The sequence below is a fragment of the Mesorhizobium sp. WSM4313 genome (genome assembly GCF_002294725.1).
In the GTDB taxonomy this organism is placed as follows: Bacteria; Pseudomonadota; Alphaproteobacteria; order Rhizobiales; family Rhizobiaceae; genus Mesorhizobium.
Window position 1 is genome coordinate 1 of record NZ_NSFT01000023.1, and the last position, 25,061, is coordinate 25,061.

At 59.2% G+C, this 25,061-nt stretch carries 24 protein-coding genes and 3 pseudogenes; 12 read left to right on the forward strand and 15 right to left on the reverse strand.

From position 1 onward, the window contains the following. A pseudogene (locus CK219_RS32005) lies at nt 1–349 on the forward strand (hypothetical protein); the annotation flags it as partial. A 456-nt stretch (nt 350–805) separates the two neighbouring features. On the opposite strand, the gene CK219_RS28420 reads toward CK219_RS32005, so the two are convergent. The 3 genes from CK219_RS28420 to CK219_RS28425 form a co-directional block, all read right to left on the reverse strand. Continuing rightward, a complete protein-coding gene (locus tag CK219_RS28420; RefSeq protein ID WP_141245422.1) occupies nt 806–1,312 on the reverse strand; it encodes a cupin domain-containing protein in 507 nt (168 codons plus the stop codon). A 119-nt stretch (nt 1,313–1,431) separates the two neighbouring features. Then, nucleotides 1,432–1,605 carry a hypothetical protein gene (locus tag CK219_RS31870; protein ID WP_176477178.1) on the reverse strand — a complete coding sequence of 58 codons (174 nt, stop codon included), beginning with the start codon at nt 1,603–1,605 and terminating at the stop codon, nt 1,432–1,434. 594 nt (nt 1,606–2,199) lie between these two features. Then, nucleotides 2,200–2,481, reverse strand: a complete 282-nt coding sequence (locus tag CK219_RS28425; RefSeq protein ID WP_095769883.1) for a hypothetical protein — start codon at nt 2,479–2,481, stop codon at nt 2,200–2,202. Between the two features lie 397 nt (nt 2,482–2,878). Here CK219_RS28425 and CK219_RS28430 point away from each other — a divergent pair, with 397 nt between their 5' ends. Continuing rightward, nucleotides 2,879–3,187, forward strand: a complete 309-nt coding sequence (locus CK219_RS28430; RefSeq protein WP_095769884.1) for a hypothetical protein — start codon at nt 2,879–2,881, stop codon at nt 3,185–3,187. 155 nt (nt 3,188–3,342) lie between these two features. On the opposite strand, the gene CK219_RS28435 is transcribed toward CK219_RS28430, so the two are convergent. From CK219_RS28435 to CK219_RS28460, 6 genes are all read right to left on the reverse strand, one after another. Next, the gene (locus tag CK219_RS28435) at nt 3,343–4,998 is read right to left on the reverse strand and encodes an ABC transporter ATP-binding protein (RefSeq protein WP_095769885.1); all 1,656 of its coding nucleotides are present in this window, start codon (nt 4,996–4,998) and stop codon (nt 3,343–3,345) included. Continuing rightward, the gene (locus CK219_RS28440; protein ID WP_245340640.1) at nt 4,988–5,812 is read right to left on the reverse strand and encodes an ABC transporter permease; all 825 of its coding nucleotides are present in this window, start codon (nt 5,810–5,812) and stop codon (nt 4,988–4,990) included. Before CK219_RS28440 ends, CK219_RS28435 begins: the two co-directional genes overlap by 11 nt. Before the next feature lie 65 nt (nt 5,813–5,877). Then, on the reverse strand, nt 5,878–6,924 hold the full coding sequence (locus CK219_RS28445; RefSeq protein ID WP_095769931.1) for an ABC transporter permease: 1,047 nt from the start codon (nt 6,922–6,924) through the stop codon (nt 5,878–5,880). Between the two features lie 62 nt (nt 6,925–6,986). Beyond that, nucleotides 6,987–8,594, reverse strand: a complete 1,608-nt coding sequence (locus CK219_RS28450; protein WP_095769887.1) for an ABC transporter substrate-binding protein — start codon at nt 8,592–8,594, stop codon at nt 6,987–6,989. Nucleotides 8,595–8,710: 116 nt separating this feature from the next. Then, nucleotides 8,711–9,064 carry a Rieske (2Fe-2S) protein gene (locus tag CK219_RS28455; protein WP_095769888.1) on the reverse strand — a complete coding sequence of 118 codons (354 nt, stop codon included), beginning with the start codon at nt 9,062–9,064 and terminating at the stop codon, nt 8,711–8,713. An 11-nt stretch (nt 9,065–9,075) separates the two neighbouring features. Beyond that, nucleotides 9,076–10,158, reverse strand: a complete 1,083-nt coding sequence (locus tag CK219_RS28460; RefSeq protein ID WP_095769889.1) for an amidohydrolase family protein — start codon at nt 10,156–10,158, stop codon at nt 9,076–9,078. A 132-nt stretch (nt 10,159–10,290) separates the two neighbouring features. Between CK219_RS28460 and CK219_RS28465 the strand changes: the two genes are divergently transcribed. The 4 genes and pseudogenes from CK219_RS28465 to CK219_RS28480 all read left to right on the forward strand — a co-directional run. Beyond that, the gene (locus CK219_RS28465; protein ID WP_095769890.1) at nt 10,291–11,148 is read left to right on the forward strand and encodes a LysR family transcriptional regulator; all 858 of its coding nucleotides are present in this window, start codon (nt 10,291–10,293) and stop codon (nt 11,146–11,148) included. Nucleotides 11,149–11,236: 88 nt separating this feature from the next. Beyond that, nucleotides 11,237–12,316: a hybrid-cluster NAD(P)-dependent oxidoreductase gene (locus CK219_RS28470; protein ID WP_095769891.1), complete on the forward strand. Its 1,080-nt coding sequence runs from the start codon at nt 11,237–11,239 to the stop codon at nt 12,314–12,316. 300 nt (nt 12,317–12,616) lie between these two features. Then, nucleotides 12,617–13,234, forward strand: a complete 618-nt coding sequence (locus tag CK219_RS28475) for a DNA primase small subunit domain-containing protein (RefSeq protein WP_348628356.1) — start codon at nt 12,617–12,619, stop codon at nt 13,232–13,234. Beyond that, nucleotides 13,231–13,572 (forward strand): annotated as a pseudogene (locus CK219_RS28480) (endonuclease/exonuclease/phosphatase family protein); the annotation flags it as partial. The gene CK219_RS28475 and the pseudogene CK219_RS28480, both read left to right, overlap by 4 nt. Before the next feature lie 316 nt (nt 13,573–13,888). Here the strand turns inward: CK219_RS28480 and CK219_RS28485 are convergent. After that, nucleotides 13,889–15,043, reverse strand: a complete 1,155-nt coding sequence (locus CK219_RS28485) for a histidine kinase dimerization/phosphoacceptor domain -containing protein (RefSeq protein ID WP_245340641.1) — start codon at nt 15,041–15,043, stop codon at nt 13,889–13,891. Between the two features lie 298 nt (nt 15,044–15,341). Continuing rightward, nucleotides 15,342–15,653, reverse strand: a complete 312-nt coding sequence (locus CK219_RS32760; protein WP_095769892.1) for a hypothetical protein — start codon at nt 15,651–15,653, stop codon at nt 15,342–15,344. Between the two features lie 488 nt (nt 15,654–16,141). Between CK219_RS32760 and CK219_RS28495 the strand changes: the two genes are divergently transcribed. Together CK219_RS28495 and CK219_RS28500 are read left to right on the forward strand one after the other, a co-directional pair. Then, entirely contained in the window at nt 16,142–16,831 is a 690-nt protein-coding gene (locus tag CK219_RS28495; protein ID WP_095769933.1) for an MBL fold metallo-hydrolase, read from the forward strand. A 9-nt stretch (nt 16,832–16,840) separates the two neighbouring features. After that, nucleotides 16,841–17,308 (forward strand): metallophosphoesterase family protein, encoded by a 468-nt coding sequence (locus tag CK219_RS28500; protein WP_095769893.1) that lies wholly within the window; start codon nt 16,841–16,843, stop codon nt 17,306–17,308. A gap of 945 nt (nt 17,309–18,253) precedes the next feature. Here CK219_RS28500 and CK219_RS28510 read toward each other — a convergent pair. Then, a complete protein-coding gene (locus tag CK219_RS28510; RefSeq protein WP_095769895.1) occupies nt 18,254–18,520 on the reverse strand; it encodes a hypothetical protein in 267 nt (88 codons plus the stop codon). 104 nt (nt 18,521–18,624) lie between these two features. Further along, nucleotides 18,625–18,867 carry a hypothetical protein gene (locus CK219_RS28515; protein ID WP_245340642.1) on the reverse strand — a complete coding sequence of 81 codons (243 nt, stop codon included), beginning with the start codon at nt 18,865–18,867 and terminating at the stop codon, nt 18,625–18,627. 88 nt (nt 18,868–18,955) lie between these two features. On the opposite strand from CK219_RS28515, the pseudogene CK219_RS28520 reads away from it, so the two are divergent. Then, nucleotides 18,956–19,154 (forward strand): annotated as a pseudogene (locus CK219_RS28520) (transposase domain-containing protein); the annotation flags it as partial. Nucleotides 19,155–20,731: 1,577 nt separating this feature from the next. On the opposite strand, the gene CK219_RS28530 reads toward CK219_RS28520, so the two are convergent. Further along, on the reverse strand, nt 20,732–21,010 hold the full coding sequence (locus CK219_RS28530; RefSeq protein WP_245340643.1) for a hypothetical protein: 279 nt from the start codon (nt 21,008–21,010) through the stop codon (nt 20,732–20,734). Between the two features lie 591 nt (nt 21,011–21,601). Continuing rightward, nucleotides 21,602–21,850 (reverse strand): DUF982 domain-containing protein, encoded by a 249-nt coding sequence (locus CK219_RS28540; protein ID WP_095769898.1) that lies wholly within the window; start codon nt 21,848–21,850, stop codon nt 21,602–21,604. Nucleotides 21,851–22,047: 197 nt separating this feature from the next. Here CK219_RS28540 and CK219_RS28545 point away from each other — a divergent pair, with 197 nt between their 5' ends. The 3 genes from CK219_RS28545 (at nt 22,048) to CK219_RS28555 (ending at nt 24,542) form a co-directional block, all read left to right on the forward strand. Then, nucleotides 22,048–23,295: a diguanylate cyclase gene (locus tag CK219_RS28545; protein ID WP_095769934.1), complete on the forward strand. Its 1,248-nt coding sequence runs from the start codon at nt 22,048–22,050 to the stop codon at nt 23,293–23,295. A gap of 298 nt (nt 23,296–23,593) precedes the next feature. Beyond that, nucleotides 23,594–24,178, forward strand: coding sequence for a hypothetical protein (locus CK219_RS28550; protein ID WP_095769935.1), 585 nt, complete (start codon nt 23,594–23,596; stop codon nt 24,176–24,178). A 196-nt stretch (nt 24,179–24,374) separates the two neighbouring features. Further along, entirely contained in the window at nt 24,375–24,542 is a 168-nt protein-coding gene (locus tag CK219_RS28555; protein WP_348628355.1) for a hypothetical protein, read from the forward strand. Nucleotides 24,543–25,061: the final 519 nt, after the last annotated feature.

Genomic DNA, 25,061 nt, shown 5'->3' on the forward strand with positions numbered 1-25,061 from the left:
AGCAGACGCGGCGCGGCGGTTAACCACCTTCGCATATTCGATCGAACTCAATAGGATTGCTGGCCGTTTTGAGGCCATGGAAGATCGCCAACCTAGATTTTGCTGTCATCCCGAGCCGTCTGGCACATGGACCGTCTGGGACGACGTTACCGATGAGCCCGCGACCTTGGGAGGATACAAACTCGTCGGCCGCACATGGGAGCGCGCCAAGACTGCCCGCGACTTGCTAAGGCGGATTTACAGCAATCGACTCGACGCTCGATCAGTTCGACGATACGCACCGATCACTTCAGCGGGTCGCGTCGATGATCTCATTTCGTCAATACGGAAGCGACAAGATTTAGAATAGCGCCGGCGCTTGCGTCAGGCTGCGGAAGGTGGGCAGGAATGGTGGCGGCTACGAGCCCGCCAGCCGCATAAACCGCTATGCAATTGCCAACTGCCGCCGTCGGGATCATGCTGGAGCTTCTGGGACGGGTGCTCCCCGTCCTAGGTGTCCCCCTAGGCCCGGCGGCTTACCACTCCCCCGAAGATACGTTGGCTGCCGGGCCGCCCTTCTACCAGCCACTAGCGCGCATTCCGCGTCGCCGCACCCTACAGCGCCGAAGCGCCGATCGGCCGGTCTGACGGGTGAGAAGCGCCATACCGCCGCCGTCGACCTCGATCTAAACGCGCGGATATTTGCATAAGTCGAGACTTATCAGCAAGGCCGCCCCCGCATCCTTGGTTCTGTGTCGCTCCGGGCAGGCCCGGCTCCGTGCTGGCCTCCGCCAGACCAAGCCGAGCCCCCGGGGACAAGGGCTTCTTACTTCTTCTTCGGAGCATCCGCCGGGTTGGCGAACGTGATGCCGCCAGGGGCACTGACCTGAACGTCAATGATCGCCCCTTCGTCTCCGGTCCACACGTAGTGCATGCCGCCAGGCTGTAGCGCGAAAAAGGCTCCCGGCTTGAGCCACGGGCCGGTCTTGTCGAGCTTATCCCCGAAGCCGAACCCGACCTGACCGCTGATCAGCCACACGGCCTCCGCATTAGGATGGCTGTGCGGCGGGACGACGTAATGGGGCGGGAACTTCACGCGTGCCACACTCCAGTTACCGGATTGCGCCAGGATAGCGACCTTGGCGCCAGGCGGCAGGTCGTCAATGTCCTGCCACTTCAGGTCCGTGCTATCGGTCGTTAGAACGGGGGTGGTCTTTACGCCCTCCTGACCCTCGACAGCGAAGGCCACGCCTCCAGATATAAGGGCTGCCGCAATAGTGAGCCCGAGCACAATGAGCATTGATCGGCCGTTTGATCGCGATGAAATCTCCATGATTGCATCCTCCCAGGTTTGTCACACGAGTGAACGTGCGAGAAGCCTCATATTAGCATAACTGCATCTATCTGGCGCCGGACGTTTTGCTGGCCTCCCCCCGCCATCCGCCGCCTCCATCAGCGGCGCCGCTTGTCCGGCGTCACCGCATGATTGGTGAACTGCAGATTGCGATCATCCCGGCCGGCGCCGCGGCATTCGGTGCAATAGACCACCTTAATCAATCCCCAGTGCATGGAGGGGTGATCCGGGCCGAGGCGCTTCACCATCTCGGCCATGTCGAGCACGGCCATGCGTTTGCACGTTAGGCAGCTCACCGACAGGCCTGTGCCGGCCTTCAGGCTTCTTGCCCAGCGTATCTTCAACCAAGGGGTATTCTTTGCCCACGGCGATCTCCAGAGAGGTCGCCCCATCCGAGTGAGATATGGCGATCGGAGATCATCGGTGGCAAGAGGCCGGAGCAAAGATCATTCCTCCCTTTGAAGGGTGATGTCGGCCGCGCTTCACGCTAGGCGACGGGCTGTTGAGGGAATGGCCAGCCTTGAGGGGCTACGCGCACGTATTAACAGCCTCTAAAATGCAAAGCCCGCTGCCGGGGGTCCAACAGCGGGCTCCAGCAATTGGCTACACCCCTGAAGGATCGACCATTTACCGTATATTAATCATCACTTATTGAAGCCGCCGCCGTCAAGCCTCCCAAGCTTCCGCGATCACACCATGTCGATCGCAGATGCTTTAGCTACTTTGCATATGCGGCGGACCACGGTTCGCCAGGCCGGCGCACGCTTAGGCAATCTCAAAAAAGAGGCGCCGGCCACCCTTAGTCCGCCGCCAGGTGTGGGGGCACACCAGCGGCGGGCTATCGGGTTAGTGGCCAGGGAGTGGTTTCAGCTGCCTGCGAGGAATGGCAAGGCCTTCGACAGCGCCTGCAATGAGGACGGGGGTCCGAGCGCTTCCCGGCCCGAAATACCCGATTTGATGCTAACGTTTGCAACCGAGCGCCCGAATCCGTCGCGGATCGTGCAGGTTAGATCGCGATCACCGGCCGGGAACCTTCGTAGGAGGTCGAGTGCCGTTGCCTTGGCTTGCGCAAAGCCTTTGAAGGTGTCTCCACGTGCATCGTGGTAGACATCACCGCCATGAGATAGGTCGAAGAAGAAGCGAGCCATGGGCCGATTTTAGCAAGGCCCGGTAAAAGGTTCATTATCCGTTTGAGGGACAAGAGTTCATCCGCTGGTTTGGGGGGTGGGACCATCCATAAGGAAGCCCGGCCTGTCGGGGGCGGGGATATGGGCTAACAGGCCGGGACCATATTTCTGGGTGGGCAGGGAGCCGAATGCTACGCTGCTTTGCGTTGACGCGCTTTAACATGTGTTCGTTGCCGGAATAGAAAGCCCGTCGCGGCTAATGAGCGTAAGCGACGGGCTTTGTTCCTGGGGCGGCTGCATCCCTGACGGAGAATCGACCACTCGCATATCCAACGTGTCACGGGACCACGGTTCCGGACGATTTTTACGTATATTAGAAGAAGCTTGACTAAGCAGCCGTCCGCGCCAGAATTATGAAATGGCGAAGGGCAGCATCAAAGTTGGCGACGAGGTCGCCATCACTGCAACCGTGCGCAGGCGGGTAACTGAGGATCTGGTGAGCGTGTCGATCCCCTCCTACGGGCAGCCACATTCGATCGTGGACCGGACGTCAAAGGTGAAACACGGCCAGCCGATCGAATTGATAGGCGATGTCACCCGTGTCGATGAAGGTAAGGTGACGGTCAGTCTCGGTGTTCCGGTGACGGTGGATGCGAATACGGTCAGGCTGGTGACCACTCATGTGCCGCCGAAAAGAAAGACGCCGCTGGTCGACAAAGTTACCTGAAAGAAAGCCCGCCACCGTGAGGCAGCGGGCAACCATGCTCGGCCCGTCAAAGAAGTGGACGAAAGCTACCGGAGCAGCATCGATCGCTTCAAGATCGGCAATGCGGAGGCGAGCGGCCATGGCGGGCACTTCGTCGTCCCGGTTGGCAGGGCTGTTCAACCAGCCGCACTTGCGATGCCTTGGTTCTTCCGTCTGGCCAGCAAAGTCGTGAGCCAGTCCGGATCCATCTCCGGCACGGACGAAAGAAGCAGTTCGGTGTAGGCTGCGTGGGGCGGCGTCAGTATCTCGGTTTTTAAGCCCTGCTCCACTACCTTCCCCTGATGCATGACCACAACCTCGTCAGCGATCGCTCTTACCGTTGCGATATCGTGGGTGATGAAGATGTAGCTGACGCCGAGTTCGCGCTGCAGGCGCATCAGCAGCGTCAACATCTCTTCCTGTACAATCTGATCCAGTGCCGAGGTGACCTCGTCACAGATGATGAGCTCCGGATTTGCAGCCAGCGCGCGGGCTAGGCAGATTCGCTGCTTCTGCCCCCCGGACAATTCTCCGGGCAGCCTGTCGAGGAAACTTTCGTCCATCTCGATCATGTGCATGAGTTCAGCGATCCGCCGGTCGCGCTGCTGGCCTTTTAAACCTAAATAGAATTCGAGCGGACGCGCGATTATCTCCTCGACAGTCTGGCGAGGGTTAAGCGCGCTGTCCGGCGACTGATAGATCATTTGGATGCGCCGCAGCAGGTCTTTCGAGCGTTCCTTCAGGGACAATGGAAGCGGCTTGGCATCAAATGAGATCGACCCGGACATGGCAGGCAGCAAGCCCGTAACAACACGGGCTAGCGTCGATTTCCCGGACCCCGATTCGCCCACCACTGCCACGGTTCGGCCACGCGGAACCTTGATGGACACGTCAACCAGCACCTTAACCCTTCCGGCATAGGCGGCGGTGACATTGTCGATCGACAGAATGTGATCGTGGGTCTGAACCTCCGGCTTGGCGAGCTTGCGCACGGCCCAGAGCGTGCGAGTGTATTCCTGGGCAGGGGCCGTGAGCATCTGCCGCGTGTCGGCTTCTTCGACGGTTTGTCCATGGCGCAGAACCATGATCCGGTCCGCCATCTGCGCCACCACTGCCAGATCGTGCGTCACGTAGATCGCTGCCGTGTTGAAATCTTCAACAATCCTGCGGATCGAGGCCAGGACTTCGACTTGCGTCGTCACATCGAGCGCAGTGGTAGGTTCATCGAACACGATCAGGTCGGGTCGGCAAGCCATAGCCATGGCAGTCATGGCTCGCTGCAACTGGCCACCGGATACCTGATGCGGATACCGGAAGCCTATGCTCTCGGGTTCTGGAAGCTGGAGGCGTCGATAAAGGTCAATAGCATCGGAATTGGCCTTGTCTCGGCTGGCGATCCCGTGCGCAACTGCCGTTTCCACGGTCTGATCGAGGAGCCGGTGAGCCGGGTTGAACCAGGCGGCCGCGCTTTGCGCCACGTAAGCAATGCGGGAGCCCCGCAGCCGCCGCCGGCGGGCTTCGGTCATTGACAAAAGATCGACGCCGTCGAACAGCACCGAGCCTTGGGTAATACGGCATCCCGGCTTGGTATACCCCATTGCCGCAAGGCCGATAGTCGACTTCCCGGCGCCGGATTCACCGATCAGTCCGAGCACTTCTCCGCGTTTAAGCGAGAGATCCACGCCGCGCACGATCGGATGCCAGCGCTCATCGGAAAAGCCTTCAACATGGAGGTCCCTGACCTGGAGAAGATCTGTCCCTTTTTCGCGCGCGATGCCACTGTTATTTTTCATCACGCAGTCCGCTGGTCGAATGCAAAAACCAATCGACGACGAAATTCACCGCTACCGTGAGGAGGGCAATGGCCCCCGCCGGTAGAAGCGGCGTGACATCGCCATAGGTGATTAGCGTTGCGTTTTCCCGCACCATCGACCCCCAATCAGCCGATGGCGGCTGTATGCCGACGCCCAGGAACGACAGTGCTGCAATGGTCAGAAACACAAAACAAAATCGCAGACCAAATTCCGCGATGAGCGGCGGCAGAATATTGGGCAGGATTTCCTTGCGCAATATCCATGCGGGGCCTTCGCCGCGCAATTGCGCGACCTCGACAAACTCCATCACCACTACGTTGAGCCCGACGGCTCGCGCCAAGCGGAACACCCGCGTTGAATCGAGCAGCGCTATGATCAAAACGAGGCTGGTGATCGAGGAGCCGAATATCGAGAGCAGCATCAGTGCGAAAATCAGGCTTGGGATCGACATCAACACGTCCACCGCACGTGACAATAGCTGGTCTGGCCAGCCCCGGTACATTGCAGCCAGAAGGCCGAGCGTCACCCCCGCTGCAAAGGATATGATTGTTGTGGCGAAGGCGATGCCGATCGTGTTGCGAGCCCCGTAGATCAGTCGAGTAAGCATGTCGCGACCGAGCTGGTCAGTCCCGAACATAAACTCGTGGCCCCACGGCGCGAATGCCTCGCTAAATACCTGCGTTTCTCGATACGGAGCAATCAGCGGCGCCAATAGGGCGACCAGGACGTAGCAGAGGGTTACACCCATACCGAACCAGGCACTGAGCGGGGCCTTCTTCAGCGCTATCCTCATGCGAGACCGGCGCGTGCGCCTCACCCTGGGCGCTCCGGTGGTCTGGATGACGGGCTCTGCGCTTGTCATCGTGGGTGCAAAAGCCTCGGGTTGGTTGCAATCGAAATAATGTCGGCGATCAGGTTGAGCAGAATGTAGGTGGCGGCGAAGACAAGGGCGCAGGCCTGCACGACGGGCACGTCTCTCGATTTCACGGCATCGACCATCAGCTGGCCGACGCCGGGGTAAACGAACACCACCTCGACAACCACGACACCGACGATCAGATAGGCAAGATTGAAGGCGACAACCGTCACTATCGGGGCCCAGGCGTTTGGCAAAGCGTGCCGAAGCACAATCACCATTGGCCTCATTCCCTTCAACCGAGCCATGTCGATATAGGGGCTTGAAAGCATGTTGATGATTGCCGCGCGCGTCATTCGCATCATGTGAGCGACGATGACGAGTGTTAGCGTGATGGACGGCATAGCTGCACGCCAGACGTGCTCCCAGAACGGCGTCTGGTCGTTGATATTTGCCAGGGTCGGGAACTTCGGTACGACGTTCAGGGTCCAGTTGATTGAAACCGCGAGCCAGACGGGTAAAGACTCTGCGAACTGCGTGCCGGCAAACGTATCGCGCGAGATGATCAGAAAGGCGAGCATGTAGGCGACGAAGAATTCAGGGAACGAAATCGTCGTAAGCGTCACCGTGTTTACAAGCCGATCGAACCAGCTGTTGCGGTACAGGGCCGCAAGAATGCCCAAACCCAATGCCAGCGGCACCGCGACGAGCGCGGTCATTACCGCCAGGAACATGGTATTGTAGAGACGAGGGGCAATGATTTCCGCGACGGTCCGCCGATAGCCGGTTCGACTGGCGAAGGAGGATCCAAAGTCACCCTGCGCCATCTTACCGATCCAGCTGAAATAGCGTTGGATTGGCGGGCGATCGAGGCCGATCTCGTGTTGAAGGGCCGCGACCGTTTCCGGGGTAGCAGATTGACCGAGCGTCGCCTTGGCGAAGTCGCCGGGCAGCATTGCGATCGCCGAAAAGATGATGATCGAAACGACGAACAACGTGATCAGGCCGAAGCCTAACCGTTGCAGAACCGTTTTTGCGACCGGATTCACACGCATGCGTATTCCCAGGGGCGCGCCGTCCGCGGTGCGAGCGGCGCGCTTGGCAAGCACCCCTATGCCTCGGCCGTCCACCAGCGCTCAGCCATCTTCAGTCCGTCATTTTCCCAATTCGGCGCCACATCGCCATGGGCTAGTTTCTTGGATTTGGCGCTGACGAAATTGTTGAATACCAGCACGATACTGCCGCCATCATCATGGGTCAGCTGCTGCATTTCGCCATACATGTCGGCGCGCTTGGCCTCATCCGTCTCGGCTCGGGCTTTGACGAGCAATTCGTTGAAGCGGGGATTCTTCCAGAACGACTCGTTCCAGCTGGATTCGGCTGCGAAGGCTTGTGTGAACATCCAGTCGGCGGTCGCGCGACCGCTCCAATAGGAAGCGCACCACGGCTTCTTGAGCCAGACATTATCCCAATAGGCGTCCTCAGCCTCGCGCACCACATTGACGTCTATGCCACACTGGGCGGCCGTCTCGCGAATGAGCGCAGCCGCGTCTACCGCACCCGCGAAAGCGGCATCTGCCACGGAGAGGTCGACCTTCAGCTTTTCCATCCCCGCCTTCTTCAGATAGTGGCGCGCCTTTTCGGGGTCGAAACTGTGTTGCGGCTGCGGGTTTTTGTAGAACTTGATCGCCGGCGCGATTGGATCGTCATTGGCAACGGTAGCATGGCCGAGGAAAATCTTGTCGGCGATCTCCTGCCGGTTGATCGCCCATTTCATTGCCATGCGCACATCCGGATTGTCGAAAGGCGCCATGGTGACGTTCATCGGCAAAGTATAGTGGCCGTAGCCGGTGATCTCGATGATCTCGATTTTTGGATTGCGCTTCAACATGCCGAGGGTCTTTAGATCGGCGCGTCCAATATAGTCCACTTCTCCGGTCGAGAGCGCAGCCATGCGTGCGGCCAAATCGGTAATCGCGATGAATTCCACCTCATCCAGGTAAGGCTTGCCGTTCTTGAAATAGTTGGGGTTGCGCTTGAGCTTGGCCGAAACTCCCGGCTGGAAATTCTCAAGCACAAATGCGCCGGTTCGAGCTCCTGATGCCCAATCGGCTTTTCCCTCCACGCTCGGCATGATGACGAAATGGTAGTCGCTCACGATGTAGGGGAAATCGGCATTGCCGCTGTGAAGCGTAAAGACGACCGTTTCGGGACCGTCGGCCTTAATATCGGAAACAGGTTCAAGCAGAGACTTCGCTGCCGACTTGGTGTCGGCACCCATGTGATACCGCATCGAGGTCACGACATCGTCCGCCGTCACGGTCTTGCCGTTGTGGAAGGTGGCGCCCTTGCGCAGCTTGAAAACCCATGTCTTGGCGCCATTGGAAGATTCGAAGCTTTCGGCCAGGTCCGGCTGTATGCCACCCTTGGCGTCGACCTCCGTGAGGCTGTTGGACATGGCCCCCGAGAAAGCTGTTTGCGTGAACGTATCGGGATAGCCGGCCGGATCAATGGAATCCGTGGTCGCTCCGTGCGCCATGCCGAGCTTGGCGAAGCCGCCTTGCTGCGGTTGTGCCCGGGCCGTGGTGACGAAAATCTGATCGGCTGCGGCGACGGTCAGGCCCGCCGCCACCCCTAGATGAATGAAGTCGCGGCGGGAAACCTTGCCACGCCCGACCAGACTTTGCGCGATGCGAAGTTTGTACTCAGATTCTGACATTTTCGTTCTCCCATTGGCGGATTTTCCGCGCTGTTTTTAAACCCTCGTCGTGCAGTCGATCCGTCAGCTCTTCTTCCCTTGCTTTTCACCTCTTCGAACTGCTGATCGTATGGCCTTCATGCGGTCACATAGATGTTGCCGTCCTCGACCATGACGGGGAATGTCCGCGCGCGGACCGTTGGGTCGACAAGCGCCGAACCCGTCTTGATGTCGAACTCCCAGCCATGCCAGGCGCAGCGCACGATCTCGTTTTCTCGATGATAGATGAACCGCGCCTCCTCCACCGGCGCGGTAGTCCCGCATTGCGGCCCCTCGCAGAGCGGCGCACCGCGATGCGGACAGATGTTGAGCAGCGCATGGAAGGTTTCTCCGACGCGGAACACACCCACCGAAAGGCTGCGGACCTTGGCAATGAAGGGTGTCCCGGCTTTAATCTCGTCGACGCGGCAGATGTAGGTTTTCTCGGCCATATTCTGCTCCGTCAGGCAGCATTCGCGGTTAGGATGGCAGGAATGCGCTTGTAGACGTCGAGCGCATTCTGGCCCATCACCTTCGTCCTCCAGGAAGACGGGATGTGCAGCGTGTTGGCGTCGTCATAATCCCAATGCGGATAGTCTGACGCAAACATCAGTGTGTTCTCGCCGTCCATCGCTTCCAGAATGGACCAGAGATGCTGGACGTTGGGGGGCTGCTCCAGCGGCTGCGTGGAGAAGCGTATGTTGCGCCGGCAGTACTCCGAGGGCAGCATCTTCAGCCACGGCGTTTCCTTTCGCAGCGCCTTGTAATCGGCGTCGAGGCGCCACAGCACTGTCGGCACCCAGGCGACACCGCATTCGATCACCACGAAATAAAGTTCCGGCCATTTCTCGAAGACACCGTGAGCAATCATGCTGGCGACGTGGCTAATCGCCGACATGTGCAGGATCGCGTGCGTTTCCCAAAAAAACGTCGTGGGGGCAGGCGCCACGGCGTTCCAGTTAACGCCGCCATGCCCACCGAGGTGAATGGCGAACGGCAATCCCATTTCCGCACACGCTTCGTAGATCGGGTGATAGAAGGGGTCGCCGTACGGCTTCACAGAGCCTTGGGAGGCTAGAACCTGGACCATGCGAGGATGGCTGCCTAGGCGACGGATCTCCGCGGCCGCTAGCTTGGGATCCTGAGGCGCAATGATGATCGAACCGATGAAGCGGTTGTCCTTCGGCAACCACTCCGCGATTTGATAATCATTGTAGGCACTGACCAGCGCACTAGCATAGTAGGGATTTGCCAGCGTTGAGGCCTCAATGGGCTCGTCCCCGGTCAGGATCGCCGCGCCGATATTGTATTTGTCGAGATGTTTTTCCTTCATGATCCGGTAGTTGTCGGCTTCGCTCTCGGGTCGCACATCCTTGCGGGAGAAATCCTGCGGATGAAACCAGGGGCGATGGCCGTGTGGGAAGGATCCTCTGGGGCCGGTCTTCTCGCCCTCAATGAACATGTCCTTCCAGATGCCCGAAAGATAGGGCTCCAATACCGTGGCGCTGGACCAGTAGTTGTGACAATCGCAGTCGACGATAAACACTTTAGCTTTTGCTCCCTCTTCGGACGGCGGCTTTACCTGCCGATTAGTTCCTACAGCTTCCGCCTTGACAATTGTCAGATCAAGCCAATGATCCCTGGGTAATGATCGAGTTTTTCGATTAGGGGGCGACGCGTGCAGCTGGACCACATAGAGACGTTCCTCGACATTATCGAATCGCGGAACTTCAACCGGACCGCCGACCGGCTGAACATTACTCAGTCGACGGTCAGCACTCGGATCAAAAGCCTCGAAAGCGCGGTAGGGTCGGAGCTTTTCCATCGTGGTCGCGCCGGCGCTGAGCCGACTGCGGCGGGGCGACGTTTCGAAGCCTACGCGCGGGCGATGCTTTCGACCTGGTCGCAGGCGCGCCATGATGTGCGCGCATTCAACCGGTTCGAGGGAACCCTGCGCGTGGCCGCACAGGTTGGAATGACGCGCTCAGTGCTGCCTGGGTGGGTGGAGGCGCTCTGTCAGGCGCTTCCCAAAGCCTCGATCCATGTGGAATCCGACTATTCCAATCAGATGGTGACGGATCTCAGCATGGGAAATCTCGACATAGCGGTGCTGTATGCGCCGCGGTATCTTCCCGAAATTTCCTACGAGCACCTCATGGTCGAGGAATATGTGATGGTCTCGACGTTTGCGAGAACGATATCGGAGGTCAATCCTGACAGCTACATTCGGCCGGGCTATACCGTCGTACTCGAAAAATCCCATTCGGAGCTTATTCCCTCCCTCGCAATTTCGCGCCTTTCCATGGGATCCGAGAGCCTGGCGGAAGCGATGCTGCGGCGAACTGGGGGGAGTTGTTACATGCGCAACGACGATGCCCGCAGGTTTACGGCCGAGTGCCCGTCATTCCTGGTCGAGGGCGCACCGACGCTCTACCAGCCCGTCCATACGGCCATGCTTGCCCGGCGCAAGCATGAGCCGATCATCCGCAAAGGGCTTCGTGCGCTGCAGCTGGCGGTGATGTCACTCGAGACGTAGATCGAAATTCCCGATTAAAAAGCAGGGCTCGAACCACTGTTCCGGAAAGCGTCCGGCTGCCATGTTTGCGCGTCATTGAGAGCCAAACATGAACGCACACACTTCGTTTCCGGCTTCCGATTTTTTCGCGACGATGCGGCAGCGGCAATGGGCCGACGCATCGCTACAGGCAATGCTCTGCCGTGGGGTCATCGACGAGACGCACGACGTGAAGACCTTTGTGTTCTCGGCTGCCTCAGACCGCATGTTCTGCTTCAATGCGGGGCAATACGTGGTCCTTCACCCCACGATCGATGGCGCTGCGGTGGCCCGCTCCTATTCCGTTTCGTCGCCACCTACACGACCGCTCGACTTGCACGTCACGGTCAAGCGGACACCGGGCGGGCTCGTTTCTAATTGGCTACACGAGAATCTGCGCTTTGGCGACGAAATCAACATTGAAGGCCCGCGGGGCTCGTTCAAACTCGACGGTTTGCCCGGCGAAAAGCCTCTCTTTCTTGCAGGCGGCAGCGGGATCACGCCTCTAATATCGATGCTGCGAACCTTGACAGACAGAGCATCCGATCTGGACCTGCGTCTCATCTACAGCGCACGGTCGCCGCGCGATATCATCTTCAGGTCGGAACTCGATGCGCTCGCTGCCCGATTCCCCAACCTGGCTGTGACATACGTCTGTTCCAAGGCAGATCCCTCGTGGGCAGGACCGACTGGCCGCATAGACGGCCCCATGCTCCTGCGCCTCGTACCCGATCTTGGTGATCGCACGGTCTACGCCTGCGGCCCCGAACAGTACATGAAGGCGCTGCGGGACGGTCTTGGCCAGGCAGGCGTTGACCCCCGGGGTTATCATGAGGAGAGCTTCGGAGGAGGTCTGGGCGGTGCTGCTCGGGATGTGGCCTCTGCCGTTTCGTCCTCGGTCCATTTCGCCCGTTCCGGATTGGAGCATCGCTGCGCGGCCGGAGAGACCCTGCTGGACGCGGCGCGCAACTGTGGTGTCTATGTCCCCACCGGTTGCCAGCAGGGAGTTTGCGGTACGTGCCGGATAGCCAAGCTCTCTGGAGCAGTCGCGATGCATGATCTCGGCGGACTCACGCCCGAAGAAAAGTCAGCGGGCTTTGTCCTGGCTTGTTGCAGCCGCGCGCAAGGCACCGTTTTGCTCGATCTTTGACCTCGGTTGAGGTTCTGAACGGATGATTTCCTAATTGCGGCAAGCTGGTCACGCCTGCGATTTCACCTGAATTCCACGCCTGAGTTCCTCGAAAGGCAGATTCAAAGCGGTGTGGCCATGTGCCTCCGAGGACGGCCTTTGAGTGCCTGAGGCAGCACAAGATTTAAGCTGGACTACATTGAGGATTCGACGGGGCGAGTCTGCTGCCAGGGAGTGGCGAAGCCGATCTGTACGGTCGCTTTGGGGCGCAAAGCGGCCGATTTGCGTGACCGGTTCTAGCGTGCCGCGAGACGTTTCCTGATCGGTCACGTCGACGATGCCGAGGGGCTTCTAACCTGTGTCCAGATGGGAACGATCGAGTTCCATGGATGGGGAGCGCGCATCGAAGACGTCGAGAAGGCCGACCGCCTTGTATTCGACCTCGACCCCGACGAGGGACTGGATTTCGAGGCGGTCCGCGCTGCCGCATTCCAGTTCCGGGATATGCTGCAATCCATCGGCTTGACCAGCTTCCCGATGCTGAGGGGCGGCAAGGGCGTGCATGTAATCGCGCCGCTCACGCCGCGCGCTGAATGGCCTGAGGTGAAGGCGTTCGCCTCCCGGCTTACTCAGGCGATCGCGCAGAACGACCCGGCCCACTTCACGGCCGTCTTGTCGAAGGCCAAACGTAAGGGACGGATCTTGGTCGACTATCTGCGCAACCAGCGCGGCGCCACCGCAATCATGCCTTATAGCGCCAGGTCGCGGCCGGGCGCCCCGGTCGCAGCACCTGTCACCTGGGCGGAGATGAAGACAATCGATGCGCCCTCTCATTTCCATGTCGGCGATGCGCCCGAGTTGAAGAAGCGCGCCGCATCGAAGGCCCTCGCTGACTGGGGCCGGGCCGATCAGTTCCTGTCGGACCTCATGAAGCCATGAGGATCGGGATCTACCACGTCAACGGCGTCAACGGCCGGCTGTCGGTGCTGCTGCGCTGGCTGGAACGGGCAGCGCCGGACATTGCCTGTCTTCAGGAACTCAAGGCGCCGCAGGACAAGTTACCGGAAGGGCCGATCCGCGACCTCGGCTATAACGTGATCTGGCATGGTCAAAAAAGCTGGAACGGCGTCGCGATCCTGAGCCGCGTCGGCAAAATCCACGAAACGCGGCGCGGCCTTCCCGGCGACCCTGACGACAGCCATAGCCGCTACATCGAAGCAGCCGTCAACGGCATCCTTATCGGATGCCTTTATCCTCCGAATGGAAATCCGAAGCCCAGCGCCGCGTTACGGGTCTATCGGCGGCCCGCCTCCTTTCTGCGCAGCTTGATCGTTGCAGAGCTCAAGCTTGTGCGCTCGGTTTAGAAAAGTGCGCAACATGCTGCTGCGGCTTCCCTGGAAGGCGGTTGTTCCAAGTGACCGAGATACGGAACTCAACTGATCCAGTTCGCCGTCGCGCACGCCCAACGGCAAAGGCGCGTCTCTGGTTGATGTTGGCGACGTACGTGAGCCCTGAGCCCGCGTTGCGATTTGGATGATGCCGCCTCATCGATCTGCGCTGGGGAGCCAACGCAAACCGCGAGAGGAGGGAGCTCTATGCAATGACTGGGAAAATCACGGTGATTGTCGTGCCCGTAGCGGAGCTCTCTTGCTCGACCTTGCCACCTATCTGCCGGGCGAGCGCCTGGATCAATTTCTGTCCCGACCCGCCAGGTCGGGGATTCTGGATGCCTCGACCATTGTCGGCAACAGTCAGGCGTGCCTCGCCGTAGCCTATTCCGGACTCAAGCTTGACAACGATTCGCCCGCCCTCGGCCCCGAACGCATGCTTGACTGAGTTCATTGCGGCTTCATTCAAGATAAGACCGAGCGGCACCGCGCGTTCAATCGAGAGCTCGACCTCGTCCGCCGCGATCTCGATCGTTGCAATTTCCACCTGCGCCTGAAGCGAAGCGCACAGCGCCCTCAGATAGCCGGCGACGTCCACCGTTCGGAGGTCCTGACCCGGTGCCAGTTGGTCATGAGCAAGCGAAATGGCATTAACTCGGTTAGCCACGTGTTCCAAGGCCCGGTGCACTTCCGACCTGTCAAGGCGCCGCTTCTGGATGGCTATTGAGGCCAGGATGAGCTGAAAGTTGTTCTTTACGCGGTGCTGCATCTCCCGCAGCAGCACCTCCTGTTGTTGCGCCTGTACTAGAGGAGCGGTGGCTTCCTTGCTTCGCTCCAAATTGGGCCCCCGCATCGCTGAAGCAATGAGGGCGGCGGCAGCCGTCATGAAGTCGACGGTATCTTCGCTGAAGTCGCGGGTGACCGAGGAATCCACCTCCAGCACGCCCCAAGCCGCGCCCTTGATGAGGATCGGCACGTTTGCCAGCGACTTGATGCCGTGCTCTTTCAGCACATCGGAAAAGACGTATTCGCCATCCTGCTCGGCCGCCGCGCCATCGACAATCACCAAAGGCTCGGCTGTTTGATAAGTTCGGCCAGGCGGCGATCGCAGATCCGCCGGAAAAACAGCGTTCCGCAAAGTACCTTCCTTCCACCCGAAGCCGGCCTCCATGAACAGGTCCGCGGTGCGCGGGCGGTAGCGAAGGACCTTTGTATGGTCTATCTCAACGGCCCGGGCTACCTGCACACAGGCCTGATCGAGGAAGCGGCTGAGCGGAGTTTCCTCGCCCGCTAAGCGGCCAAGGTCCACGAGAATGCGGACATGTCGGCGTAACTTGGCTAGGTCGGTGCTGGAGTCCAATGATGAGGTCCTCTCGCAGGGTTGAATACCAACGTGTGAGCCTGCGAATTGCTCCCATCTCGCAGCCGGGAGAGCGAAGCCGGGGAAGCAGAGAGGCACAATCCGTCCCTTCCGCATTGCCGATAACCTTAGCCGCTCAACCAAACGGCGCATCTACAAGGCGTCTTGAACAGCAAATCCGCTGAACTAAACCGCTTGCCGGCCCGTTGGGAGCTAGGCGTTTAGGGTTAGGCAGGGTCCTGCCGCCGCGCAGCGGGCCAGGAGGTCGCGATGCCTGCCCGTCGCAAGGGCCCTCGCCCTAGATGAAGTCGCGCAACGTGTCGCCATCGTTGGCTTCGCGGGTTAGGAGAGCCTGGACCCGGGCAAGCGCCAGAAAACCGGCCTTCCAGCAATGATCTGTAATCGTTACATCTGCCACCCCATCGCCAGTTCGACCAGGTACGACCCCGAAGTGATCCCCGCTGAATTGCAAGAAGGTTCGCGCCTGCAGAAACCGGTGCCGTTCCGTGCGACCGTCGAGGCAATCAGCAACCTTTGACAGTGGCTTGGCGCTGACCGCACCGTGATCCACGGACCTTTCGATGAAACGAGTTCCCTCGTCGCCGGCCATTGGTTTTGGAACGCCAAGGACATGGCGGACGCCGTTGCCTAGGGTGAGGCGGTGACCCGAACCCAATGCCAGGCTATAGCGAGATCGAGATCCACTCCCATCGACAGGGTCGCCTGAATAACAGATACCTTTCTGCTGCTGTCCCACTGTCAGACGGAGCCAGCAGAACCTAATTCACCCCGCCCTGTTTCGGGTTGAGCAACCGAAGAGGACAAAGCATATGAGATCAAAATCATCGCGGGACATGCCGGGCACGAAACCCGGAAGGACAAAGAGCGGGACACCCGAGAGGCGGAGGCCAAGACGCCCGACAAGACCAATGACCGGGACGCGACCTCGTCCACGGTGATGGTCAAATCTGGGGGATAAGGTCTGAGCATGGCGTGGCCTCAAAATAGTCAAAGACGGCCACGGCAGACTGGCAGCGTGGGAAGGCGTTGTTTGCCCGCTTTGAGGCCTCATAGCTCGCGGGCTAGACTACCTCCATGATTTTGAGACTGACGTTTCTTGGTACTTCGGCCAGCGTACCCTCTGCCGAGCGAAATCACCCTGCCCTGCTTGTCGAGGCCGGAGGCCACCGGATTCTAGTCGACTGCAGGGAAGGCACTCAACGCCAGCTGCTGCGCAGCGGCGCCGGCTTCAGGCGGCTTCATCGCCTACTGCTCACCCATGCCCATTTCGACCATATCCTTGGGATCCCGGGCCTGTTCTCGACACTCCGGTTGCGGCAAAGCGACGATCTCCTGACCGTCCATGGAGGCTCGGACACCCTCGATGTCGTTGTCCGCATGCTCGCTGGTCTGTGGGGTGAAGGACGAGCGCCGATGCCACTAACGCTTGAGCCGCTGACGCCCGGCCGGTTTTTCGACGCGGACGAATTCGTGATCGCCTGCTTTCAGGTTCGTCACCGCGATACAGATGTGCTCGCGGAACATGTCCGCGGCGCCGATCTTCTGGTGATCGAGGCCACCTTCCTGGAACGAGATGCGGCCATGGCGCGCGACTATGGTCATCTCACGGCTGCGCAGGCAGCATCTCTGGCAGCGACGAGCAACGTGAAGCAACTCATTCTTACGCATATCTCCGGCCGCTATGCCGCCGAAGAAATTCTCGCGGAAGCCGCGCGAGCATTTCCGAACAGCCGTATTGCGGCCGATCTCGATGTGCTCACCATATAGCGGCCGTCAATGACATTCAGGATAGGCATCATCTCTGACACGCACGGCCTGCTGAGGCCTGAGGCGGAACGACGCCTGGCCGGGGTAAACCACATCATCCATGGCGGCGACATCGGCAGTCCTGAAATCATCACCGCCCTTCAGCAGATCGCGCCGGTTACCGCCATCAGAGGAAACGTCGACACAGCTGAGTGGGCTGCGACCTACGCCGATACGGCGTTGGTGCGGCTGGCAGGCCGAACATTCTACGTCCACCATGATCTGAAAACACTGCAGCTCTCACCAGCAGCACTCGGTATCGACATGGTCGTGTCGGGCCACTCCCATGTGCCGAAACTCAAAACCGTTGGCGGTGTGCTCTACCTTAATCCGGGCAGTGCCGGTCACCGTCGTTTCAAGTTGCCGATCACGCTTGCGACGGTTGATATCACGCCTGACGGTCTACAGCCGGCCATTCACGATCTAAGTAGCGGCTAAAAAGCCGGCTCGACGCATTCGCATGCTAATTGGGTACTCGAAACCGGTCTCACGCCCTCCCGATTAACCGAAAGCTGGCTGTCCGTTTCCCGACTTCCCGTCCCTTCGGCCAACGGCAGCAACGGCAGCTCAGGAGGGAGTGCAGTCAGCCCAAACGTCCGTGGCCTCCTCACTCGATGCCTCCCAAACTGCCCGAAAACCGAACCCCCTTTCCGGCCTTAAAAGCGCCTGTAACTCAGGCTGAGGCGCGACCCGGAAACTTCGAAAAGCTTCCAAGAACCTCAGTCGGCGGCCAATTATAGAACTGCCTGTCGACCCGTTCATCGGGGACGTTCGTACGCCTGCCGGCGCCCGAAACGCTGCGCGTGCGGGCCGCTGCCTGATGTCGCAGACCGAACCGCTCGGCCCCATTGTGTATATTCCTGAACCCAAAGAGCACATGTGAGACCCTCCTAGAATGCGATCAGCGCGCCCCTAGCGTGGCGGAAGATGAATAGCCCGGCCTTTCCCTCAATCTAGGTGACACAGGATTTCGGCGGCCGGGCTATCCAGAGAGGCTAGTGACTAGCCTCTACCCGCTCAAGCTCTTCCGACAGGCGCTCAGGGTCTTCAATGCCCCGTCTGAAAAGGCACATGACCTTGAGCGCTATCCGGTCCCGCTCGCCCTCATCCTTGCAGGCGATGGGATGCCTTGCGCAGTAGTCGTTCAAAGCTTTTGTGAGAATGCCAAGTTGGGCCGAATCCGCGATTCCGTAAGCTGACATGCTCGTCTGCCTCCACCCCTATGGACGACTTGATGATGATACACCCGAAAAGGGTCAGCTTCGAGACCATTTCATCTCGACTGAGGTCCGATGAAAAAGCCCGCCGCTAGTCCCACAAAAGACCAAACGACGGGCCGGCAAATGGCTAACGCCCCTGAGGGATCGACCACCCACTTAGTCCTCAACTCAGACAGAAGGAGCTGGTCCCCGTTAAGCTGCCTTCTTTATAGAGGCCACGACTGCCTAGCTTCGGCGCAATGGCGTCCATCTTCTCGCAAAGGTCTTCCATCGAGCATAGTGCCTTTGACACGCCGGCGGCCATCGCCGGCGTCATTTTCAGCGTCTTATTCTCGGCCTGACCCGAGCGCAGAAGGCTGAGAGAAGAGAGCGCAGCAAGAAACTTCATCAGTTTCTTTCTGATGTCGGCGTCAAAGCGCTTCGCCAGCATCTAGGTCAGTTGCTTGGCATCGCCTAAGTTTCGAGCAGTCGCGCCGATTATGAGAAACACGTGCGAAGGATTTTCGGTCAGCAAACCGAAATGGATATCTAGGACTATTTCCGCCAGCGGCTTTCCGCCGCCTTCTTGGCGATCTCGGCACGCCGCTCCGGCGTCATGTTGGCGGCGCGCTTCTTCCCGCTCTTGGAGCCAAGCTCTTTGGCGGCGGCGCTCTTGCCATCGTCTGGCGTGTCGTCGGTTCCTCGCCAGTGGCAGTGCGCATGACACGGACGGCTTTGCCGATCACGTCGGCGGGGCGCTTCTGCCTTGGCATCTAGCAACTCATTAAAATCGAACACTCTTGCCTCTATCAGCGTTCCGTCGGCCAATTTGAGAAAGCGGATGGCGCTATTCGGTATTTCCTTAGGTCTGACATCCCTTTGGCTTCTTAGGTGTGTCGCGCTCGGCCGCAAGAACCACCTCTTCGCGGGCAGCGACGGTGGCGGCAATCGGTGGGCGGTGCTGTGCTCGCTGATCGAAACCTGCAAGCTTAATGGAGTCGAGCCCTGCGCCTGGCTGCGCGATGTGCTCACCTGATCGATGGCATCCAATCAACCGGCTCGACGAACTCCTGCCGTGGAACTGAGCACCCAAAGGGTCCGCAGGCACCGCCTGAACAAAGCCAAGCTCTCGCCGACCGACGAAGTTTGACGAAGGGCCAATAGCGATCGCCACATGTTGTGACGAACCCGTTTGATAGACCATAGCTGCGATGCAATGGAGATGAAGAGGTGACGCAGTCTTCCCAAAACGGAGCAGATGCAGAACTGCTTGCCGAGGTCATTGCCGCGCTTCGTGAGCTGACTTCACGCGCGAGCGAGACCCACGCTCGTCGGTCGATGATGGCCATTCCACCGATACATGGCAGAGCGATGAACTCCGTGCCGCGATAGAGCGTGCTGAAGCAGTGATCGCGAAATCGGAGGCTTCTGGAGAGTAGGCTGCCGCTCCGATGTGCTGCTTCCCTGAGTGGGTAAATCCAGGATTCATGTCAAGATCGGCACAGACGTGCAGCGTCCGGACGCTTACGGTCGTTTGTAAGCGGCTGGTCTCTGCACCCAGATCGAGTAGTGCATTCGCCCGACATGTCGGGCTCCTGACCGACTGGACGCGTAGTGGGTCAGGTTGAAAGGCGCCGCTTCACCCGCCTGACCAACGACACGTCACACTTCAGCTTACGTCCTTGGGCCGCCGTCGTCTTTCCGTGCTAGCCGATATAGGAGTCTTTGAACTCGACCTGGAAGCCGCCTTTCAACGCGAAAGATTGGCAAGCCGCGCAAATGTCGCCGGACCGCCTCGTTGGAGAATTGGCCTCTCAGCAACTCGGTAAGCTTTTCGTTCTGATGGAGCCCGAGCGGCATTTCGTGGGACCTGTTTGGTTCTAACCAGCGTCAGGGTATAATTGAGGCCGAGTGAACCGCAGTAACTCGGGACATTCTTTCATGCCATCGAGCAAGGCCGGTCGGGATATCTCTCAGTTTCACGGCCGGACAGCGATCTCCACTGGCAGCGGGGAGCGCTGGTTCTGCATCGAAGCTGATGCCCGATCCGAAGAATGCCGAAACGCACGCCGGTAGCGCCCACCGTGATCCTGGACTGCTGCACACGCCCGGCCTTGGTGTCTCTGACGGCCAGCGAGCGTCGTCAGATTAGGGGTGTGTGGTCGAGCTTTGTGGGCCATCAACTCAACACCAGCCCGGCCATCAAAACGACCATGGCGAGGGAAAATGGGACCGCCAGCAGCCAGCCAACTTCCAGAACGTCGATTTCGGCATGTTTCACGGAAACTCTCCTTTTTAGGAGAAGGATTCAATCGCCCCTTTTTAGGAGAAGGATTCAATCGCCCGATGGTTCCGCTGATACTGAGCCCACGTGAGATAGGTCCTCAGTCCATGAAAGAGTCTCAAGGACAATCAGGCTCCTGCTCGGCCGCAGTGGACAATGCAACACGCCGCATAGGAAATCGGCCATTCGCATCATTCCAGCAGGATACCCTCCACCTCGCCGCAGCCTCGTCCCCCGCGGACCTCATCAGGGCGCAATTTGCCAGCTAGAGCGGCGAGACCTGTCCCCGCGCCGCGTTCCATTTGGAGCCGCGCTAGACCATTCGAGCAGGTCTTCAGCGGCTGCCTACTCGTTGTTCACCTCATAGCGGCCGCGCGGTCAGCTGGTTTTGTCGAGAATGGCGGGAACCAAAAGGACGCCATGGGGTCGCATCTGTTCGTGCATGTCGAAGGCGACGAAACGGCCAAGGAATACCGCCTCGAACGTGATAATTTGGGTGAGTTGGCAATCCGTGTCGGTGAGTTCGGGATCGACTGCTCGAACTGCCGCGATGGTTTCTTTGATCGACACCGTTTCGCCAAACCGCGCGTTTAGGAGCGCTGCATGGACCAGCTCTTTAGAGGTGCTCGCTCGCCTGTGATCGGCTGGAACGTCCACCAGCCCAACTCCACCCTACAACCCGAGCACATCGTTGGGTCAAGGCTCGCGGAAAATCAAATCAAAATCTGCGTGAAATAGGAAGAGGGTCGGACCGTCTACCGGCGAACCGACCCTCACGGCCCGCAGCACCGTTCCAAGGAGGGCACTCCGGGCTGGCGGACTGGTGGTCACGATAGGAATTCCGTCGCTAGCGCGTCAATCCTCGGCGGGCGCCTGTCCTGGGTGACCTCGGCCCTTGCCCCAGCCTGAAGGAGCTTTGCCTCTCGCATTAGCGAGTTCCAATTCAATCCGATCAGGAGGGCAAGTTCGTGGGCTTGCGCCTCAGCAATGCCGGTTTCTTGAACGAGCCTCTGGACGACTGGTATCGTCTGATTTCCATCTGACATCGGCCGGGATTCCCTCTCCCCCAGCGGCCGCAACTTCCAGACTTGGATTCGGTTCCATAGGCATCGGAACAAAATGTCCCATTATGGAACGAATTAATCACTTGGCGATTTAGGAGATGCAGGCGATCCGCCTAGGTGTAGCTGCCTATCGCAGGAAGCCCGACGCTTACGCTCATTAGCTGCAACGGGCTTTTCTTTTTTATCAATCGAAAAGCATGCCTTCCTCGCGCGCCGCAGCCTCGAATGCGACGCGGACGTCCTCGGGAGGTACATCGCCCGCAAGGGCGGCTAGACAAGCTTTCACGGCCTTGTTCCAGTTGCGACCTCGCTTGGGCCACTCGAGCAGGTTCTCAGCGGCAGCTTGCACATTGTTGATCTCATGGCGAATGCCGATCCGAGGGGTCTTCACCGGGATCGGTGGCGAGAACCAAAGTGGTCCATGGGCGCGCATCGTTAAAATTTGATCGATCAGCTAACGCTGCGTCAAGTGGGGGGCGAACGGAATAGGAACTTCCCTTAGCCGAAAAACGCCGCCCGGCCTTACTGAATCTTCAGGATACTTTGACAGGCTATCGCCTTGCCGAGCTCCGAAAGGGCTTCGAAGGGTTGATGGAGAAAGCGCAAGGTCTATCGACTGTGTCAGATCTCATGCACCTCGATGTGCAGGATGACCCTGCTTTAGCTGCCGAGGTCGACCGGCTTCTGGCGCGTCGAACGCGCGATATCCGCCTCAAAGGTGAGATCAAGCGTCTGTTTCGCGCACGAGTCTGGCCGCAATCGGCGAAGATCATCCGCGCCTGGATGATCTGGGTGGCCGTGTTGGATATGCTGACGCTGGCGCTCAACATGCTGATGCTCCCAACCGCAATCGCGCAATCTATGCTGCTGCCTGGCGCTATTATCCCGCCCGTCGTCGTCGCTATGGTTCTCGCATGGCGAAAGCCGCGCCCGTCCTGGCTCGAAGGGGCTTCGCGGATTGTAGGTATGTTCCTGATCCTGTTATCGGTTGCCTTGGTCGGCGTAAGCGCTGGCGGCGAGTTCTATGAACGGCAATTGAACGTCATGCTGTTCGTGGCTATTACCGCCATCATCATCTTCGGTATCCCGCTGGCCTGGACGGTCACGATTGCGGCGCTGGCGCTCGGACTATATCTCCTGTTTCAGGTGCAGAATCCGGCCATCGAGCATGGGAGCGCCGTCGCTGGAACGCTGTTCTTCGCCAGCGGTGTCTTCGCGACCGTCGCAGCACGGCGCATCATAACAATTCTCGCTCAGAAGACTTTCCTGTTTGAGGTACGCGACCGGCGCAGGGTCGCCGAATTGGCTAAAGCGAACGATCGACTGGAATTGCTGGCGAAGACCGATCCGCTCACGGGCATCGCCAACCGGCGCTGGATGACTGAAACACTCGAGCACTTGTGGGGAACTGACAAACGTTGTCTCGACGGTGCGGCGATGCTGATGTGCGACATTGATCACTTCAAGAAGCTGAACGATCATCTCGGCCATTCCGAGGGCGATCGCTGTCTGGTGGAGGTCGCCAATATTATCCAGGAAAACGTCAGGCGCGATCGAGATCATGTGGCCCGCTACGGTGGCGAAGAGTTCCTCGTGCTCCTGCCCGGGGTAACCGAGGAAGAGGCCGTCTCTGTAGCTGAGCGGGTTCGTAAAAGCGTTGAGGCCGCCGCTTTGCCCAACCCCGGATCCCGCGTTTCGCGCAGCGTCACTCTCAGCATTGGCGTGGCAGTTCAGACTGCTGACGAGGCCATTTCACCGGAGCAGTTACAGCGTCAAGCGGACGCCGCACTCTATTTGGCCAAGCAAACCGGCCGGAACCGGGTGCTGCTCCACAGACTCGACCCACCGGGGCGCAAACATATTCGCTCGACGCGGTGATTCCTCAACGGGGTCCTGAGTGCGACCTTCCGGCATATCTTGGCATTTCGGTCTACGTGGTGCACCACAGGCTCGCCGGAGATCAGCCTCTCGGCCTTGCACCGAGCCAGCGATGGCAGATGGGCTTGGACAGCACGACAAAAAAGACATTAAAATCCGAAGCATATTTTTAGCCTGTAAGAAACCACATCCCGCGGCTCGTCTTCCTGTGAGGAAACCCTCCGTTCCTTAGCGCGTACTAATTTGAAACAGGCAAATGGCTTGTTGCAAGTTCGTAAAATACCCACAGGAGAGTGTCATGGGCAGCATCTTCGGAAAACTTGCTAAAGCATTGGCGGGTGGTGCAGTGATCGCGGTTATGTGCGTGTCGGCAAATGCAGCCGGAATTGGCGTCGGCGCATCTGTCGGTGGCAGTGGCGGTGTTAATGCCGGGGCTGGAGCTTCCTTGGGCGGCTCCAATGGGGCGAACGCCGGGCTCGGTGCGTCCATTGGTGGATCCAGCGGCACCAACGCCGGAGTCGGTTCTTCTTTAGGCGACTCCAATGGGGTGAACGCAGGCGCTGGGGCGACAGTGAACGGTGCCAGCGGCGTGACGGCTGGCTTAGGCGCTACGGTAGGCAGCACCGATGGGATCGGAGTCGGAGCCGATGTTGGGGTCGACAACGGCGTTACTGCCGGGTTTGGGGTCGGAGCCAATCCGAGCAGCCTGACAAGCGCGACGAGCCCGACCAATTCGACGAGCCCCAAGTTGGCCAGCACTGTCTCTGGCCTGTCGGGCATTCAGTTGGCTCGGATGAAGAAGCGTTGCGCCGATGTGCTGGGCAGTCAGGACAGCTATGATCGCGATCTGCGCCAATTATGCCTGATGATTTCGCGGCGATAGTCTGGCGTGCAGGACGGAAGTGTGGACAGGCAGGAGGCCCGTTTTGACACTCTTCGGCCTCCAGCCGGTTGGAAAGTCGCTGTGAGAAGGCGGCGGGCTTTCCGCCATGCGCAGTTCGTTCTGTGACAATTGCGTGATAAGAAGGAAGCGGCTTCGGGGACGGTCGGCGCTTTGGCTGCGCCCGGAGGAATCTACGTTGTCGAACAAGGATGACCGTCGCGAACATCGGAACCGTGTTCTCAAGGGCGCGACGATCATCACCAGCATCACGAACTCGGAAACCACGCGCACGATCCGCAATCAACACGCCGCTGGAGCAGAATTGAAAGTCCCGATTGAAGCTAGGGTGCTCCTGCGGCGCTGACGAGAACTGCTGCTGCCTTGGCAGCTGTTCATGGCTGCTTATAGAAGCACTCCGCGGCCTTGCTGATGGCACCGCCAGGTCCATTTAGCTGGTTGCCGTATAGTTCGGATCGCCGGTGGAAATTCTCTTGGATAGCATCCAGGCGCTTTTGACGAGGCTCTTCAGCCTACGGCACGTTGGATCCCCGTTCATAGACACGTTCGCAGTCGCTGCTTCCATCTCGTAAGCAGCTTGAACTGCCCACGACCAAGCTTTGTCTCGGCTCGATTTGACAGCGGCATCCAACCCATTCCAGCGTCTTCGCAGTTCCGGAGAAATTTTACCGATTAGGCGAGGATGAGTTGCCACCTGAGTCACCGGCCCCCGCCGGCAGGCTTACGCATCGACACTCCACGCAGAACACTCGAATTGGATTCAATAGCGAAGGGTCGTTTCAGTTCCGTTAGCCGGGTTAATGGACGCAGAAAGCCAGGAGATACTCGTTAGTTACGGTGCCTTCGGTGCGCTATCGGAGATCAT

What these genes read in the sequence shown, in the direction of transcription:
- CK219_RS28420 (WP_141245422.1), bottom strand. Translation starts at nt 1,312, where the DNA reads ATGGAGATTTCATCGCGATCAAACGGCCGATCAATGCTCATTGTGCTC.
- CK219_RS31870 (WP_176477178.1), bottom strand. Translation starts at nt 1,605, where the DNA reads ATGGCCGTGCTCGACATGGCCGAGATGGTGAAGCGCCTCGGCCCGGAT.
- CK219_RS28425 (WP_095769883.1), bottom strand. Translation starts at nt 2,481, where the DNA reads ATGGCTCGCTTCTTCTTCGACCTATCTCATGGCGGTGATGTCTACCAC.
- CK219_RS28430 (WP_095769884.1), top strand. Translation starts at nt 2,879, where the DNA reads ATGGCGAAGGGCAGCATCAAAGTTGGCGACGAGGTCGCCATCACTGCA.
- CK219_RS28435 (WP_095769885.1), bottom strand. Translation starts at nt 4,998, where the DNA reads ATGAAAAATAACAGTGGCATCGCGCGCGAAAAAGGGACAGATCTTCTC.
- CK219_RS28440 (WP_245340640.1), bottom strand. Translation starts at nt 5,812, where the DNA reads ATGAGGATAGCGCTGAAGAAGGCCCCGCTCAGTGCCTGGTTCGGTATG.
- CK219_RS28450 (WP_095769887.1), bottom strand. Translation starts at nt 8,594, where the DNA reads ATGTCAGAATCTGAGTACAAACTTCGCATCGCGCAAAGTCTGGTCGGG.
- CK219_RS28455 (WP_095769888.1), bottom strand. Translation starts at nt 9,064, where the DNA reads ATGGCCGAGAAAACCTACATCTGCCGCGTCGACGAGATTAAAGCCGGG.
- CK219_RS28470 (WP_095769891.1), top strand. Translation starts at nt 11,237, where the DNA reads ATGAACGCACACACTTCGTTTCCGGCTTCCGATTTTTTCGCGACGATG.
- CK219_RS32760 (WP_095769892.1), bottom strand. Translation starts at nt 15,653, where the DNA reads ATGGCCGGCGACGAGGGAACTCGTTTCATCGAAAGGTCCGTGGATCAC.
- CK219_RS28500 (WP_095769893.1), top strand. Translation starts at nt 16,841, where the DNA reads ATGACATTCAGGATAGGCATCATCTCTGACACGCACGGCCTGCTGAGG.
- CK219_RS28510 (WP_095769895.1), bottom strand. Translation starts at nt 18,520, where the DNA reads ATGCTGGCGAAGCGCTTTGACGCCGACATCAGAAAGAAACTGATGAAG.
- CK219_RS28540 (WP_095769898.1), bottom strand. Translation starts at nt 21,850, where the DNA reads ATGCGCGCCCATGGACCACTTTGGTTCTCGCCACCGATCCCGGTGAAG.
- CK219_RS28545 (WP_095769934.1), top strand. Translation starts at nt 22,048, where the DNA reads ATGCACCTCGATGTGCAGGATGACCCTGCTTTAGCTGCCGAGGTCGAC.
- CK219_RS28550 (WP_095769935.1), top strand. Translation starts at nt 23,594, where the DNA reads ATGGGCAGCATCTTCGGAAAACTTGCTAAAGCATTGGCGGGTGGTGCA.